Annotated in this window: 14 protein-coding genes; 5 read left to right on the forward strand and 9 right to left on the reverse strand. The window is 34.2% G+C overall.

Going from position 1 to position 15,486, the window contains the following annotated elements; all coding sequences use genetic code 11:
* Positions 1 to 1,382, forward strand: a 1,382-nt coding sequence (locus HHU12_RS30565; protein WP_205960036.1) for a helicase-related protein, incomplete at its 5' end; no start/stop codon positions are given.
* 3 nt (positions 1,383 to 1,385) lie between these two features.
* On the opposite strand, the gene HHU12_RS30570 is transcribed toward HHU12_RS30565, so the two are convergent.
* Both HHU12_RS30570 and HHU12_RS30575 read right to left on the reverse strand, forming a co-directional pair.
* Positions 1,386 to 2,249 carry an NmrA family NAD(P)-binding protein gene (locus HHU12_RS30570; RefSeq protein ID WP_169660539.1) on the reverse strand — a complete coding sequence of 288 codons (864 nt, stop codon included), beginning with the start codon at positions 2,247 to 2,249 and terminating at the stop codon, positions 1,386 to 1,388.
* Between the two features lie 239 nt (positions 2,250 to 2,488).
* Positions 2,489 to 5,422 carry an FAD-binding and (Fe-S)-binding domain-containing protein gene (locus HHU12_RS30575; RefSeq protein ID WP_169660540.1) on the reverse strand — a complete coding sequence of 978 codons (2,934 nt, stop codon included), beginning with the start codon at positions 5,420 to 5,422 and terminating at the stop codon, positions 2,489 to 2,491.
* Positions 5,423 to 5,789: 367 nt separating this feature from the next.
* Here HHU12_RS30575 and HHU12_RS30580 point away from each other — a divergent pair, with 367 nt between their 5' ends.
* Complete coding sequence (locus tag HHU12_RS30580; RefSeq protein WP_169660541.1) at positions 5,790 to 6,341, forward strand: hypothetical protein; 552 nt, start codon at positions 5,790 to 5,792, stop codon at positions 6,339 to 6,341.
* A gap of 25 nt (positions 6,342 to 6,366) precedes the next feature.
* On the opposite strand, the gene HHU12_RS30585 is transcribed toward HHU12_RS30580, so the two are convergent.
* Positions 6,367 to 7,311, reverse strand: coding sequence for a hydrogen peroxide-inducible genes activator (locus tag HHU12_RS30585; protein ID WP_169660542.1), 945 nt, complete (start codon positions 7,309 to 7,311; stop codon positions 6,367 to 6,369).
* A gap of 297 nt (positions 7,312 to 7,608) precedes the next feature.
* Here HHU12_RS30585 and HHU12_RS30590 point away from each other — a divergent pair, with 297 nt between their 5' ends.
* The 3 genes from HHU12_RS30590 to HHU12_RS30600 all read left to right on the forward strand — a co-directional run bounded on the left by HHU12_RS30590 (position 7,609) and on the right by HHU12_RS30600 (position 9,432).
* Positions 7,609 to 8,019: a 6-pyruvoyl trahydropterin synthase family protein gene (locus HHU12_RS30590; protein WP_169660543.1), complete on the forward strand. Its 411-nt coding sequence runs from the start codon at positions 7,609 to 7,611 to the stop codon at positions 8,017 to 8,019.
* Entirely contained in the window at positions 7,979 to 8,695 is a 717-nt protein-coding gene (folE, locus tag HHU12_RS30595; RefSeq protein ID WP_169660544.1) for a GTP cyclohydrolase I FolE, read from the forward strand. Before HHU12_RS30590 ends, folE begins: the two co-directional genes overlap by 41 nt.
* 194 nt (positions 8,696 to 8,889) lie before the next feature.
* Positions 8,890 to 9,432, forward strand: coding sequence for a hypothetical protein (locus tag HHU12_RS30600; protein ID WP_169660545.1), 543 nt, complete (start codon positions 8,890 to 8,892; stop codon positions 9,430 to 9,432).
* A 107-nt stretch (positions 9,433 to 9,539) separates the two neighbouring features.
* Here the strand turns inward: HHU12_RS30600 and HHU12_RS30605 are convergent, their stop codons facing one another.
* The 6 genes from HHU12_RS30605 to HHU12_RS30625 all read right to left on the reverse strand — a co-directional run bounded on the left by HHU12_RS30605 (position 9,540) and on the right by HHU12_RS30625 (position 14,922).
* Positions 9,540 to 9,902 carry a T9SS type A sorting domain-containing protein gene (locus tag HHU12_RS30605; protein WP_169660546.1) on the reverse strand — a complete coding sequence of 121 codons (363 nt, stop codon included), beginning with the start codon at positions 9,900 to 9,902 and terminating at the stop codon, positions 9,540 to 9,542.
* 92 nt (positions 9,903 to 9,994) lie between these two features.
* Positions 9,995 to 11,305, reverse strand: a complete 1,311-nt coding sequence (locus HHU12_RS30610) for a T9SS type A sorting domain-containing protein (protein ID WP_169660547.1) — start codon at positions 11,303 to 11,305, stop codon at positions 9,995 to 9,997.
* 220 nt (positions 11,306 to 11,525) lie between these two features.
* Complete coding sequence (gene radC, locus HHU12_RS30615; protein WP_169660548.1) at positions 11,526 to 12,227, reverse strand: RadC family protein; 702 nt, start codon at positions 12,225 to 12,227, stop codon at positions 11,526 to 11,528.
* A gap of 176 nt (positions 12,228 to 12,403) precedes the next feature.
* Positions 12,404 to 13,018, reverse strand: a complete 615-nt coding sequence (locus tag HHU12_RS30620) for a hypothetical protein (RefSeq protein ID WP_169660549.1) — start codon at positions 13,016 to 13,018, stop codon at positions 12,404 to 12,406.
* Positions 13,019 to 13,931: 913 nt separating this feature from the next.
* Complete coding sequence (locus HHU12_RS35720; protein ID WP_262889444.1) at positions 13,932 to 14,060, reverse strand: hypothetical protein; 129 nt, start codon at positions 14,058 to 14,060, stop codon at positions 13,932 to 13,934.
* 247 nt (positions 14,061 to 14,307) lie between these two features.
* Positions 14,308 to 14,922, reverse strand: a complete 615-nt coding sequence (locus HHU12_RS30625; RefSeq protein WP_169660550.1) for a hypothetical protein — start codon at positions 14,920 to 14,922, stop codon at positions 14,308 to 14,310.
* Positions 14,923 to 15,486 lie beyond the last annotated feature (564 nt).

The following is a 15,486-nucleotide window of genomic DNA, read 5'->3' on the forward strand; positions in this document are numbered from 1 at the left end:
GCAACGAAGCGAAGTTAAGTGTACTGACTGGTTCTTTGATTATCGTACCTGAATCGGTTACTGACGTTCTCACTGACAGGCTCGAAAAATTGGGTGTTACAATTACTTTCTCACCTTTACAATATGACGCTACCTATAGTTTAATTCGTCTTTCAGAAAAGTTAAAACACGAAATAGTAGAAGTAATCACTCAATTATTTGAAGAAGGACATTTCAATATAGTGGTTGGAACGAAGTCTTTATTAGGGGAAGGTTGGGATGCTCCATGTATCAACTCATTAATACTGGCGAGTGTTGTAGGTTCTTATGTTTTGTCTAATCAGATGAGAGGAAGGGCCATTCGAACATCACAATCCAATGCAGCAAAAACAAGTAATATCTGGCATTTGGTTTCTGTAGATCCGACGAAAAATGATGGAGGTGGTGATTTTCAACTATTGAAGAGAAGATTCAGAGCCTTTGTAGGTATTTCTGAAAGAGAGGAAAAAACGATTGAAAATGGAATTTTAAGAATGGAAATTCCAAATCAGTTTAACAATGAAACAGTTCATCATCTTAACGAAAAAATGTTTCATTCTGCCAATGAACGGAAGTTGCTTTCTGAACAATGGAATGAGGCCATAGAAAATGGTGTAGAGCTTACAGAGGAAATTAAAGTTCCTTTTGACCGAAAGGAAGGCAATTTCCATAAGCAGAAGAAGTTTTATTTTACAGCTTCTATCGGTTATTTACTGCTTGAGCTAGGGCAACTGTTTTTACTTCATCTACTTGATTTTTATGATATCATAGAAGGTGTTTTTATTGCTGAAAATGGAAACGATCTACTGATGATCCTTTGCTTTTTGGATATTGGAGGACTTGTTTATTTTGGTAGAAAACTGATTAAAACAACTAAAATCTATTTTAAGTACAGGGATGTCTCCAAGGATATTCAAAACATAGGCAAAGCATTACTGAACACTTTGCTTGAAGCGAATATTATATACTCAAAGCCGGATGAATTATCAGTGAAGACATTTATCAATGACTATGGGGAATCTTTTTGTTACTTAGAAGGGGGAAGTGCTTTTGAAAAAAATACCTTTATCAATGCATTAGAGGAAATTGTCAGCCCTATACATAATCCGAGATATATCGTAGTGAGAAAAAACCGTTTTTGGAACCTTTTTACACAAAAGGACTATCACGCTGTACCGGAATTATTAGGTAAAAAGAAAAAGACTGCAACTCTATTTTGTCGCAACTGGAGCAAATATGTCAGTAACTCTGAACTGTATTTTACAAGAAGTGTGGAGGGAAGGAAACGTTTATTGAAGTTCAGGTTTAATTCCTTAGCAACAGAATTATTGGATAAAGCTGAACGTGTAAGCCGTTGGAAATAATTATTAATTGCTAGAGGGCTCCAAATCATGTAAATGCCTCATGATAAACTCAATCAGTCGAGTAGGTTTTTTACCAGTGATTTTTTCGTAATTAGGATAAATTTCTAGTTTGGGGTCTAGCTTTTCCAATACCATAAAAAGGAGTAATACGCCGATTTCTCTATAGCGTAAACCTTTTCTTTTTAATGAACTGATAAACTCTTTAAAAGTAGCATTATAAATCACATCTTTAGGAAGAGAAGCGGTCAGTTTGGCCGTTATTTCCATAAAGTTTTTATTCTCATTTCCCATCAATGGAATTGTTTGATTTTTATATTGATCAAACTGGTAAATGAGATTTACAATGGCATCACCTGCATTTCTTGCGTCGATCCAATTTACTTTTCTGCTCAAATGCGGTATGGCAATTTTCTGATCTTCTTGAATTTCCTTTTTAAAGAAAGTCGTCAAGTTTTGCATAAAATAGGTGGCCTGAACAATGATGTGATCAATGCCACTTTTGCGAACTAGCTTTTCAACTTTATGGTGTGGAAGGATAAAGCTGTATTTCCCCCTGTAAACGGAAGAGAAAATGACTTGTGATACACCTGCCGCTTTGCAAGCAGAAAGGAAAGTACCAAAAGAATATTCAATATTGGGAATGCCACGGGGAATAACTAGAAAGACAGTGTCTATGCCAATAAGTGCTTCTTGGAAAGTACTGCCGTCATTAAAATCAAGATAACGGTAATCAGCATCTTGAATGGGCAAACTAGGAACGTGACGCTGACCAACTACAATTTGAGTTTGGGTACAACGGGAAAGGTACCGAAATACTTCTATTCCGATAATACTATTCAATCCTGTAATTAATACCTTTTTTTTCATTTGTAGTTGAATTATTACATTGGCTTAGCACAAAAATAGAGAGTCTTCTTATAATAATCTTCATTTATTAACCGATATAAACACCTTCTTTAAAATCGTTCAGATAATAACTTTGAATGGGGAAATAAAATGATTGAAGAAGAATTGGTTTTAATAAATATAAAAGAATTTTTTGTTGATTTTCAGGTTTTTATAAAAAAAAGAGAGTAGATAAATTATCCACTCTCCCTTTTGTAATACTATTTTAATGCATTCAATAAAATCTCTACTGGATGCAAGGCGTCTCGCTCTGTTCCGTCTTTAATTTGATGTCTACAGCTAGTTCCTGCCGCTGCAATTATTACATCATCATTCAGTTTTCTGATAGTAGGGAAAAGTACTAATTCACCTACATCCATTGATACTTTATAGTGTTCTTTTTCATAGCCAAATGAACCGGCCATACCACAACATCCAGAAGGAATGATCTGTACTTTGTAGTTTTTAGGCAAGCCCAGCATCTGCTTACCAGTAACTTGAGTACCAGTGGCTTTTTGCTGACAGTGCGTATGCAATTTCACTAATTTCTCTTCTTCTGTAAACTGATCAGAAGTAATATTACCCGCTTTAACTTCTCTGGCAATAAATTCATCGATCATTAAAGCATTTTTAGCAAGGTTTGCAGCATCTTCTTTCTGATGAGGGTGTACCAAATCAGGATACTCATCACGGAAAGCCATAATGGTAGAAGGCTCGATACCAATCAGTGGAGTTTCTTCAGAAATGTAAGATTTCAGCATATCCACGTTTTGACAAGCAAGGTCTTTCGCCTCTTCCACAAAACCCTTAGAAAGGAATGTTCTACCACTTTCCACGTGAGGTTGCCATTCTACTTCATAACCAAGTTTCTCCAATAATGTGATCGTTTTCAGACCAATAGGAGTGTCGTTATAATTGGTAAACTCATCACAGAAGATATATACTTTTCCTTTGCTCGCTTTCTTTGGAGTATATTTTTGTAACCAACTCTTGAAAGTATGTTTATGTACTTTTGGAATTGATCTTTCAGGAGCAAAACCAGCGATTGACTTGAAGATACTTCCTGTCAGTGGGTTGCTGACCATCCAGTTAAATAAACCTGGTGTCAGCATCGCCATTTGTGTCAAACGAGGGAAGTAAGCAATCATCCTTGCTCTCATAGGAGCACCATTTGCTTTGTAATATTGCTGTAAAAATTCAGCTTTTAACTTCGCAATATCTACGTTTGACGGACACTCTGATTTACAACCTTTACATGACAGACATAGGTCCATCACTTCATAAATTTCTTTATGGTTGAAACGGTTGATAGTGTAAGGAGCTCTTAAATATTCTCTTAAAATATTAGCTCTAGCACGCGTTGTGTTTTTCTCGTTTCTAGTGGCCATGTAAGAAGGACACATTGTTCCTCCCGTCACTTCCGTTTTTCTACACGCACCCGCACCGTTACAAAATTCAGCCGCTCTGATGATACCTTGTGAAGCGCTGAAATCTAAAGTGGTCTTGATTTCTGGTGTTTCAATTCCCGGCATAAAACGAAGGCTCTCGTCCATTGGAGGAGTGTCTACAATTTTATTAGGATTGAAAATATTATCAGGGTCCCATGATCTTTTTGTAGCTTCAATTAATTTGAAATTCTTTGAACCTACCATATATTCAATAAATTCACCTCTGAGACGGCCGTCACCGTGCTCGCCACTTAGTGAACCTCTATATTTCTTTACAAGTTTGGCAATTTCATCAGCAATCACCTTAAACATCTTGTTACCGTCTTGTGTTTTTAAGTCAAGAACGGGTCTAAGGTGCAATTCTCCAGATCCTGCATGTGCATAGTGTACACAGAATAAGTCATACTTCTTCAATATCTCATTGAATTCAGCGATGTATGCTGGAAGGTCTTCTACATCAACCGCAGTATCTTCAATTACAGGAGCCGCTTTAGGGTCGCCTGGTACATTTGAAAGTAGTCCAAGACCTGCTTTACGCAAATTCCAAACTCTTTTCACGTCCTCACCTTCCACAAGTTTGAAGTAGTGTCCCATACCGGCTTCTTTGTAAGCAGCTTCTAGAGCGGCCGCATCAGCACGCATTTCTTCTACTGTATCTCTTGCAATTTCAGTAACCAATACTGCTACAGGGTCTCCATCAAGGAAAAATCTGTTCTGACGGTGCTCAATACTGTTTTTAGTACAATCAAGGATATATTTATCCATTAACTCAACCGCCGTAGGATTGAATTTTAATGAAATAAGGTTCGCTTTTAAAGACTCGTCAATAGAGTCAAACTGTGCACACAATACTCCTTTGTATTTAGGAGGAGTAGGGTCGCAGTGCATTTTGATTTCGGTAATGAAAATCAGAGTACCTTCAGAACCTGCAATCAACTCACAGAAGTTAAACGGCTTACCTTCTGGGTTGAAAGGTTGCATTCTTGCAAGAAGATCAATTGCATATCCTGTATTTCTTCTTGGAATAGAAGGTTTTGGAAATTCCTTTGCAATCTCAGCTCTTACCTCTTCCGGAAGAAGCATTTCTTTTACTTCTCTGTATAATTTACCTTCAAGGTTTTCCTGTTGTGCTTTTGCTTCAAATTCTTCGGCTGAAACTGCTTTGAAAACCGCTTCAGAACCGTCACTTAGAAAACCTCTTACTTCAATTAAATGGTCACGAGCAGATCCATATTGCACTGAGTTAGAGCCACATGAATTGTTGCCGACCATACCGCCAATCATTGCTCTGTTGGCTGTAGAAGTTTCAGGACCAAAGAATAAATCAAAGTCTTTAAGGTGCTTGTTCAGTTCGTCACGAATCACACCGGGTTGTAGTCTTACCCAGCCTTCTTCTTTGTTGACTTCAAGGATTTTAGTAAATGTTCTAGATACATCCACCACAATACCATGACCAACAACTTGTCCTGCTAATGATGTACCTGCAGTTCTTGGGATTAGAGATGTGTTATGTTGGTTAGCAAATGTGATAAGAGTTTTGATGTCTTCTTCATCTCTAGGAAATGCAACGGCCAATGGTAGTTCACGGTAGGCTGAAGCATCAGTGGCATACAGTGTTCTCATTACGTCATCGTAATGTAATTCTCCTTTAAGCTGTTGGCTTAAACGCTGGAGTAATGACCTTCCTATGTTCACTTTTGCTGTCATATTCTAATTATTTTGAAAGTTTGAAACACAAAACAGATTCTATGAATCTATTTTACTTTAAAAGCTGTTAGTTCCCTTTGTTTAATTTTAAAACCAAAATTGTTCAATTGAGCTAATTAAGACAGTTCTTTAAAAAGTAATATTACTTTTGAACTCATGCTTGATTGCAAATATAATATTCATAGCTGAATTATTTTCAATAAAATAGATTTAGTATTTTGTAAAAACGAATAGGATATTTTCTATATTTGGCATTATTTTTTCATTTTTTATTTTGTAAGTAAAATTTATGAAGAAACTATATCGTTATTTAAACAGTATACTATAGGTATAAGACTTTTTTTAATCTTAAGTTTTTAATTTTTAGATGAGCGTGATACAAAACATATTTGCTGGTTTTTTGATGTTGTCCATTTTATGGATAATAAACCCGTCTATGTCTTATGCACAGTATTATGACGATTCTGAAATGCTTGAAGATCCATTAGTAAAACCTCAAATCTGGAAACTTTTAAAGGAACGTCCACAGGATGAATATTTGTGGGCAAGATATTTCGGTAAAGATCTTTTTGATATCACACCCGAAGAATATCAGATGTACGAGGTTTTGAAATCAGATTTGATGAACTCAGACAAGAGTTATCAGGAGGAAGTGGAGAAAGCAAAGATGGAACGTCAAATGGCACAGCAAACTTTCTCTCAAAGTGACTATGATCAGTGGACTAAAAATATCAGTTTGAATTTTGGACAAATAGAAGTGTACTTCACAGAGCGTTTTCATGCTATGGGAAGCGAATACGTTTCTTACTATGAACTATATCCTAACGAAGACTACAATCTAACAAAATGGGTAGATGAACATGAAGCCCGTTTAAAGGAATTGGAAGAGTTGAAAGCCATCAATGAAGGTAATTATTAATAACTTTCCACTCTTCGCTATTTTTTTATCTCCATTCCACTACATGACCTCTATCTCTGGTCAGCAATTGTTCAGGAATATTTTCTTTAATACTTTCCGATAAAACTTTTATCAAGCCAGCCTTGGCGTAATTTCTGGCGTAAATCAGACTGACTTCACGCATAGGCCTTTCGTCTACAAAAGTTCTGATTCTATCTTTAGCATCTTCAGAAAGCTCATCAACGGCTAATTCTGGAAGAAGCGTAAACCCTCCTTCTTTATCCACCAAACGAATCAGTGTTTCTAATGACCCGCTTTCATAAGAAATAGGGAGTGTACTGTTCATTTTGTTTGTACTCTGATAAGAGCAAAGGTTGATTACCTGATCTCTGAAACAATGCCCTGCACTTAGAAGCCAAATATCCGGTGATGTCAGGTCTGCAATATTGACCTCTAATTGTTGTTCAAACTTATAATCAGGATTAGTGTAAACTACAATGTCTTCATAAAACAGCGGTTCTTCAGTGATACCAGGCTCATGAATTGGAGTCACTAATAATCCAACATCAATCACATCATCATTAATAGCTTTGATAATTTGTTCAGATTGAAGTTCTTTGATATTTAGTTGCAGATGAGGAAATTTTCTAGAAATAGATCCTACAAAAAGAGGGATAAGGTAAGGAGCTAATGTTGGAATAATACCAATTTTAAGATCGCCACTTACTTCACCTTTGTAGTCCAGAATTAAGTCATTGACTTTTTGAGCTTCCTTCAGCACAATCTTCCCTTGTTCAATAATTTTTTTACCGACATCAGTAGGAATAATAGGCTGTTTTCCTCGGTCAAAAATGACAACATCGAGTTGCTCTTCTAGCTTTTTAATTTGCATACTCAAAGTAGGTTGAGTCACAAAACAAGCGTCTGCCGCAGCTGAAAAACTTTGGTGCTGATCAACTGCAATAATATATTCAAGTTGTGTAATTGTCATCTCTTTATTCTTTAGTCAAAAATACCAACTTCCTTTTAATTTGATGTAAAGAATTTGAACTTTGATAAAACAAATAATTATTTTTTTAGTTAATAAATGCAGAACAAGATAGAAAAAGATGCATTTTTGATTCATTAAACTTTGTTTGAAATTGTTTAAACATAATATGTGATAATGAGTTTAAACTATTTTAGAATGTTTTTAGATAATAGCTTCATCTCTCGTAACTTTGTGAATTGAAATTTGATACGTATTTTTCATTTTGCAAACTTCTATTATGAAGCACTTTAGTTAAAGATGAAAGTAACAGTATCACGAAAAGCACATTTTAATGCGGCGCACAGGCTACATAACAGGCAACTTACCGACGATGAAAACCGAAGGTTGTTTGGGAAATGCAACAACCCGTATTATCATGGACATAATTATAATCTCACAGTAAAAGTCACAGGTGAGATTGATCCAATTTCAGGCTATGTCATAGACATGAAAATATTGAAAGATATTATGCAAGAGCATGTTTTGGATTACTTAGATCATAAAAATTTAAATGAAGAGGTGGAGGAGTTTTCTTCTTTAAATCCAACTGCGGAGAATATCTGCGTAGTGATATGGAAAATATTAAGAGAACAATTAGATGACAAATTCACCTTAAAAATTATTTTGTATGAAACAGAACGGAATTTCGTGGAATACCCTTCAGCCTAGAGAAGTGGAAATTCATAACGAAACTATAATAGATGAAATAGGTGACAATCACATTGGTACTTCTCATGATACACCCATGAAAAAAGATGCCTTTGACCTATCTGATGAGGAGAAAATAAAGAAAATTTCTGCTCACTTCAGAGAAATCATGGATACATTAGGACTTGACCTTACAGATGACAGCCTCAGAGGTACGCCCGACAGAGTAGCAAAAATGTATGTCAAAGAAATTTTCAGTGGTTTAAATCCAGAGAATCGCCCTGATATCAAGTTGTTCGACAATAAATACAAGTATGATGAAATGTTGATTGAGAAAAACATTCATTTCTACTCTAATTGCGAACATCACTTTGTGCCGATCATTGGTTTTGCACATGTAGCTTATATCTCTAATGGGAAAGTGATTGGTTTGTCAAAAATCAACAGAATTGTACAGCATTACGCTAAAAGACCACAGGTACAAGAGCGTTTGACGGTACAGATTGCAGAGGATTTGAAGCAAACTTTAGGGACTGAAGATGTGGCAGTATTAATTGATGCAAAACATTTATGCGTTTCTATGAGAGGAATAGAGGATACTTACAGTGCTACGGTGACTTCACACTTCAGTGGAAAGTTCAAAGAAGAAGCTACTCGCCGTGAGTTTTTGGATCTCCTTCCAAAATCTTCTGGATAAATTGTAATCACAGCTATTACTTAACGGAATTACACAAAGAGGTTGTCTTGAATATTTAAGGCAACCTCTTTTGATTTACGTCATTTCCTTTTATTTTTAATAAAGGACAAATACATTTTGTTCATTAACCCCGTTGCATTTTCAAGTTTAGTGCAATTGATCAGACTAAATACCTTTCAAAGCAAAAAAATAAAATGAGAAATAAACTACTCTTCATTATTACATTCTTATTTGTCTCTCACTTTTCTTCAGCACAAATACATTTTGGTATAGGTGGAGGTGGATCATCTGGAGTCGGAGACTTGTCCCCTTTTTCAAGTGCTGGTTTTTCCGCTTACATAGAGTTCAGCTATAATGCCAGTGAGAAATTTGATGCTGTTTTAGTAGGGCACGTCAATGGATTGGCGGCTATTCCTATAGATGCGTCATTGTCACAAGCTTGGTATCAAATACCGATTCTATTAGAAGGAAGGTACTTTTTTATCTCTAAAGATGCTGAGACAACCTTCCATCCTTATGTGCAAGGAGGTATTGGAGCCGTCAGGTCTTATTATTTAAAATCGAAAGGAGCAAACCAAGATCCAGAAGTATTGGATAAGTTCTGGAAATTTGGAGCGAGAGTAGGGGTAGGAACGTTAATTTCAATCTTTAATGTACAATTGAACTATAATTATGGCGGAAGCTACGAAGGGAATACATTGAGTGTTATGGACCTTTCACTTGGTTTACGTTTCTAAATGCCAATAAAAAATAAGCACACATTCCAATCAGAAATGTGTGCTTTTAATTTACGTTTATATGTGTGTCAAAATACCGAATAGTTTTGACTTAGTATTGTATATTTTTATACACCGAAATGGTTAATGACCATTTTTTTTGTGTAAATACTTTTTCCATTTTCCTCAATGACTAGCATGTAAGTGCCAGTGGGCAGTAAGCTGACATCAAAAGATGAAATTTGATGGCTTATTGAATTTTTATTATCAATTACAGTAGATAAACCGCTCTCAAGGTTCACTAATTTGTAAGTGATATCTGAATACTGATTATTTTTGAAATCAATATGAAACTGTGTATTGGCTGGAATCGGGTACACATGAATAGGTTCATTTTCTGAAACAGCAACATTGCTTCTATCACTTGCATTTACAGCAAGTCCTGAAAATAGCATCACAGTTAAAAGTAAAATGTTTCGTAAATTCTTCATAAGTAACAATTTTATTGTTCAGAAAATTGAGTGTTACTTAGATTTACGTGGTTAAGGAAAAAAGTTGGTTTTTATTTCAACTTATTCACAAACTACTTTTTCTCTCCTTCTTCCACTAATATCGCTTGACTGTTTCTGATGTTGCCTTTACTGTTTGTAGCATGAATGATCACATTGCCAGTATAAACAAGCTGACCGTTCATCTTCACTTTTAGAATGTAGGAGCCGGCAGGATAATGATGCACATCAAATACTGCTTTGTTTTCTTCAATTTCAGGTTTGATATCCCATATTGATTCATTTTCTGTATGATGAAGTTTGATATCCAATACATCACTTTTCTGAGCTTGAAAGTCTAATTTCAAATAATAATTTGTTGGGTTAGGATAGACCTTTTCAATGCCAAACTCTTCTTTGTCTAAGTGATTGGCCAGTAAGTGTCTACACCATATAAATTCCTCTCCATTTTGCTGTACTGCTCTCAGACGGTAGAAAGTATCTTTATCTTTTTCATATTTATCATCCTTTAATTCATAAGGATTTTCTGAAGAGGATTTTCCGTTAGCATCCACTCTCCCTAATTCAATGAAATTTTCTCCATCATATGATTTCTCTATGATAAAATGACTTGAATTTCTTTCAGTAGAGGTTTCCCAATAAGCAAACGTGATATCATTTTCTATTTCAATATCAAAATAATCTACGATGGTAGGAAGCTTTAAGCGGTAGGCTGTAATCTGTTTACAGAAAGCTTCATTCCCTTGACAACCTGAAGTGGTTATTTTAGATAAATCACCCAAAATATTGTCTTTGAATTTATTTTTTACGACTAAATCGCTTTGGATATGAATCTCGGCCTCATCACCAATTCGCAACTGAGCATTTTTATCTAAAAAATGAATATTGAGATAAGTGGATGAAATGTGTCCATTTAAGGTAGCGATATAGTTGTCTATTTTCAAGAAAATTTCATGAGCATCTATACTGCCAATTTCTTTAAGTGAAAATTTAGCATTTGATGCATTGATCACAGCTTTCTGTACCTTCAAGGCTCCTTCTATGACAAGAGCACTTTTTGGATTGATAGTAAGCGTGTTCGTAATGAAAATACTTCCATGAGGGGTTACTACAAATTCGCCTTCATTAGAGATGTCAATAGCACCGACTACCTTTTTTTCAACATCAAGATTGAAGTCAATAATCAATGATTTATTTTTTACAATCAAGATTGTATTCTCTGAAGGGACAATATTCGGAGACCAATTGTTGGGGTTTTCCCATTGTTCTATACTCGTGTATCGTTCCAATTCAGGTTTGATACTCGTGTAACTGTGGTCAATTTTTGTTGCAAAAGTAGCGGTAATACAAAGTAGTATGATAAATAGAGTTGAGAAAAACTTCATGATATAGGTTTAGTTTAAAAAAAACTAATAGTTACTTTTTGTTGATCTAATTTAAATGCAGGCACTTTCTCAAAAATAAATTAGAATTAACTATGATTTATTTTTGACTTAGTACCTATATTAAAATACTCATTTTTTTTATCAAAAAGTTGATAACATAACAGAACCTTCTCAAAGTGATATTGAAAATTTAAAATATCCAATAGGTTAAATCGCCTTTTTATAAGATACCCTCATCGGCGAAGCTGAAATAATTGTCATTGCCGAAAATGATATGATCGAGCAGGGGGATTTCGAGAAATTGACCACCTTCTTTGATCTTTTTGGTCATAGAAATATCCGCCTGACTAGGTTTTACCTGCCCTGATGGATGATTGTGTACAATAACAATAGAGCACCCTTGGTGTGCTAATGCCTTTTGGAAGATAATTTTAGGATCGGCCACTGTACCCGTCATTCCTCCCATACTTACTTTTTCAATATTCTTGATATGGTTTGACCTTGTGAGAATGATGACCCAAAGTTCCTCATGATTAAGGTCTAGCAGGTAGGGTGTGATAAAAGTATAGATATCTTTTGAGCAGGTGATTCTAGTTCTTTCTCCTTTTTTAGCATCCTTCCGTCTTCTGCCCAGTTCCAATGCTGCGATAATGCTGATGGCTTTAGCGTCCCCAATTCCATTAATACTCTTCAGGTCCTTGATTGTAAACTGTGCTAGCGTGTTAAGGTCGTTGTCGCCTTTGCTGAGTAGAAGTTGTGCAACTTCTATGGCCGAAAGTTTTTTCGATCCCGAACCTAATAGAATGGCTATCAGTTCTGCGTCTGTCAAGCTATGTCTGCCTTTAAGCTGTAATTTTTCTCTTGGTCTGTCTTCTTCCGCAAGATTTTTAATAGTTAGCCTTTCTTCTTGAATATCAAGCATAATTATTTATAGTCAGTTTATTAATTCATCAAACAAAGATAATTTATTTGATAACCAGTGAATCATTTGAAATGCTAATATAAAACAAAAGAGGTTATCATTTATATGATAACCTCTCCCAAGTATGAAATGAAATAAATTATTACTTATATTTTTAATCTAAATTGATATCTTAATTATAGGATAGAGAATGAATCTGAGTATGAAACTCCGTCGATGATTAATTCTGCTGTATATGTACCTTGTGGTAAAGTAGAAAGGTCAAAGCGTTTAACATTTTTCGCTCCAGCTACAAACTTTGAGTTGTAAACTGTGTCACCTTCAGTAGTTGAAAGTTTGATCTTTACAAAACCTTCAACGTCTTTACCTAAAATGATATTTAAGTTTTCTTTCGCTACAGAGATTTTGAACTTTTGATTTGAAGAAGCTAATTGATAGTTCATCATCACTGCTGTATTTGATGGAGTAACAAAAAACTCTCTAACTAACATTTTATCTTCAAAGTTCATTTTGAACGTATATTTTCCTTCAGGTAAACTTTTGAAATTAATGTCTTCTTTTACTTTTCCTGAAGCGATAACTCTTTTTGAAGTATAAACTTTTCCTGAAGCGTCTTCAACAATAAAGTTAATTTCTTGTCCTTCTAAATTTTCAAAGATAATTGAAGCTGAAGTTCCATCTTCTGAAGCTTTGAAGAAATATGAAATTCCGTTGAATGGTAAGTAGTATTCTTTAGCTGATAAACTAAGGGAAACTAATAACGCAGCAAATAAAATCGTGATCTTTTTCATAGTATTATATATTTAATTTTTCGTTTTTCTGTTTTGATTACATTACAAAGGTGTGTGATTAATTTGTTTTGTCAAAATGTAAAAAGTCAAAATTAATAAAGTGTATTTTTGTATTTTAATATTTAAATATTTCGTACTGAGTACACTTAATTACTTTATTGTCATTAAGTGTACATTGATCCTGTCACTTCATTAGGGGTATAGTGTTTTCCATGGAAGTATGTTTGTAAAGTGTATCAGCCTACACTTAATGAATATTTTAAAAATTAAAAAATGTTAAAATTATTTATTCATTTTTAGTTCATATTCAGGTTATTATGGCTTCACTTTAGTCAGCATTCAATTGAGATTTCCACTTGATTGCTATGGTCTATTTTCAGGCTACTTTCTCCTTTATTTTGTCTTGAAATAAAAGCGAAGCAAAATTCAAAGCTTAGAGCATGTTTGGAACATATATTCCAAACATGCTTTAAGGGAGGTGCGGTTTAATTATCAACTAATTATATCTCAATAAGAGAAATGTTTTGAAGAGCGCCTCAAGCGTAGCGTCCCTACAAAACATAGTACGCAACCATTCACTTTTAAGTAATAGGACATAAGAAATGGAATAATAATTACGTGCACCATGACTGGAAGTCATGGGCTTATGGGAAGCTATCACATTTTCCAACTTTCATATAATCTTGACATACCTCAAAAATTTACAGTCTTGATAGCCATTTAAATGCGAATTAGCCAAATATTATAATCATAAGTTGATAAATGATTTATCTTCCCAAAAGCCCATAATTTCAATTATGGGTCTACGAAACACTCGTTTTCATTTGTCCTAGTACTTACATAAGAAGTAATTATTAGGACAGTAGAAATAGTTTTAGGTGTGTTTCAATGGACGTCGTAGAACAACGTCCATTCAGTCTTCATTAAATTTTGGTAGAATAGTCTTGATGATGGATGCCGTTTTAGTGATGTTGCATTGCAACGTCCACTGAGCCACCATAAAAACCACTTTACGAGCTACAGCAAGACCCATTTTCTTCATTTAAAATGTTTCATTAAAAAAGTATTGTTTTAAAGAGAAATCTCATGCATTACTGTCCAAACCCACTATAATAAGATAACGGCCACTCGTATAAAAATTTCTTATTGAGGCTATTAAAGCTATGACAGTCTTAAACACCGATTTTAAGACCAAAAAAAGAGGTTGTCACTGAATGACAACCTCTCCCACAAATTATGAAATGAAATAAATTATTACTTATATTTTTAAGCTAATCTTAATACTGTTCTTATAATACTGAGAATGAATCAGAGTAAGTAACCCCGTCAATTACTAACTCAGTATTGTATGTACCTTGCGGTAAAGTAGAAAGGTCAAAACGCTTGATGTTTTGTGCTCCGGCCATGAATTTAGTATTGTAAATTGTTTCTCCGCTGTCAGTTGACAACTTGATTTTTACAAAACCTTCAACACTTTTACCTAAAATGATATTTAAGTGCTCATCCACAACAGAAGTTCTGAATTTTTGGTTTGAAGAAGCTAAGTGGTAATTCATCATTACTGCATGCTTTGATTCAGTAACATAAAAATCTCTCACTAGCATATTATCTTCAAAAATCATTTTAAAAGTATATTTTCCTTCAGGTAAACTTTTAAAGTTGATATTCTCTTTTACTTTTCCAGATGCAACTACTGTTTTATTCATATATGTTTTACCAGCAGCATCTTTTACTGTGAAGTTAATTTCTTGTCCTTCTAAATTTTCAAAGATCAATGAAGCAGAAGTGCCATTGGCTGAAGCTTTGAAGAAATATGAAATTCCGTTGAATGGTAAATAATATTCTTTAGCAGTTAAACTAAATGATACTAATAACGCAGCGAATAAAATTGTAAATTTTTTCATAGTATATGTATTATATATTTCTTGTTTCTGTTTTGATTACATCACAAAGGTGTGTGATATTTTTGTTTTGTCAAAATCAAAATAAGCGAAATTTATAAAGTGTAAAAACTGTATTTAATATTATAATGTTTTGTATGTGATACACTTAATACATTTTTGTTTATTAAGTGTATACTGATCCCTACTCAACGTAAGGGGTATATTGATAATACAGTGACTTTGTTTTTAAAGTGTATGACACTACACTTAAAAGAAAAAAATTGAATAAATAAATGTTAAAATTTTTATTTCATATTACGTTCATAATGAGGAGATAGCATCTTCATTTAAAAAGGTGAATTTCTTTCAATAAAATAAAAAGATGTAGACTTAATAGATGAGGTACTTATAACTGGAAGATTGAGATTATTATAACATGTAATAAAAGAGAGGAAGAATTGGATCACCTTCAAAAAGTGGGCACAGGTTAACCAAATACCTTTGAAATTCTGACCAGGAAAAACTTTAAATCTGTAACGCCTCGGAATTCTCTTCTAAAATCTTTTATCCTAGAATTAAAAGATT

The sequence above is a fragment of the Flammeovirga aprica JL-4 genome (assembly GCF_012844305.1).
Lineage (GTDB): Bacteria > Bacteroidota > Bacteroidia > Cytophagales > Flammeovirgaceae > Flammeovirga > Flammeovirga aprica.

Bases quoted from the DNA above. Each gene is read 5' to 3' on its own strand.
- HHU12_RS30570 (WP_169660539.1), bottom strand. From the start codon at position 2,249: ATGAAAAAAAAGGTATTAATTACAGGATTGAATAGTATTATCGGAATA.
- HHU12_RS30575 (WP_169660540.1), bottom strand. From the start codon at position 5,422: ATGACAGCAAAAGTGAACATAGGAAGGTCATTACTCCAGCGTTTAAGC.
- HHU12_RS30580 (WP_169660541.1), top strand. From the start codon at position 5,790: ATGAGCGTGATACAAAACATATTTGCTGGTTTTTTGATGTTGTCCATT.
- HHU12_RS30585 (WP_169660542.1), bottom strand. From the start codon at position 7,311: ATGACAATTACACAACTTGAATATATTATTGCAGTTGATCAGCACCAA.
- HHU12_RS30590 (WP_169660543.1), top strand. From the start codon at position 7,609: ATGAAAGTAACAGTATCACGAAAAGCACATTTTAATGCGGCGCACAGG.
- folE (WP_169660544.1), top strand. From the start codon at position 7,979: ATGAAACAGAACGGAATTTCGTGGAATACCCTTCAGCCTAGAGAAGTG.
- HHU12_RS30600 (WP_169660545.1), top strand. From the start codon at position 8,890: ATGAGAAATAAACTACTCTTCATTATTACATTCTTATTTGTCTCTCAC.
- HHU12_RS30605 (WP_169660546.1), bottom strand. From the start codon at position 9,902: ATGAAGAATTTACGAAACATTTTACTTTTAACTGTGATGCTATTTTCA.
- HHU12_RS30610 (WP_169660547.1), bottom strand. From the start codon at position 11,305: ATGAAGTTTTTCTCAACTCTATTTATCATACTACTTTGTATTACCGCT.
- radC (WP_169660548.1), bottom strand. From the start codon at position 12,227: ATGCTTGATATTCAAGAAGAAAGGCTAACTATTAAAAATCTTGCGGAA.
- HHU12_RS30620 (WP_169660549.1), bottom strand. From the start codon at position 13,018: ATGAAAAAGATCACGATTTTATTTGCTGCGTTATTAGTTTCCCTTAGT.
- HHU12_RS35720 (WP_262889444.1), bottom strand. From the start codon at position 14,060: ATGAAGAAAATGGGTCTTGCTGTAGCTCGTAAAGTGGTTTTTATGGTG.
- HHU12_RS30625 (WP_169660550.1), bottom strand. From the start codon at position 14,922: ATGAAAAAATTTACAATTTTATTCGCTGCGTTATTAGTATCATTTAGT.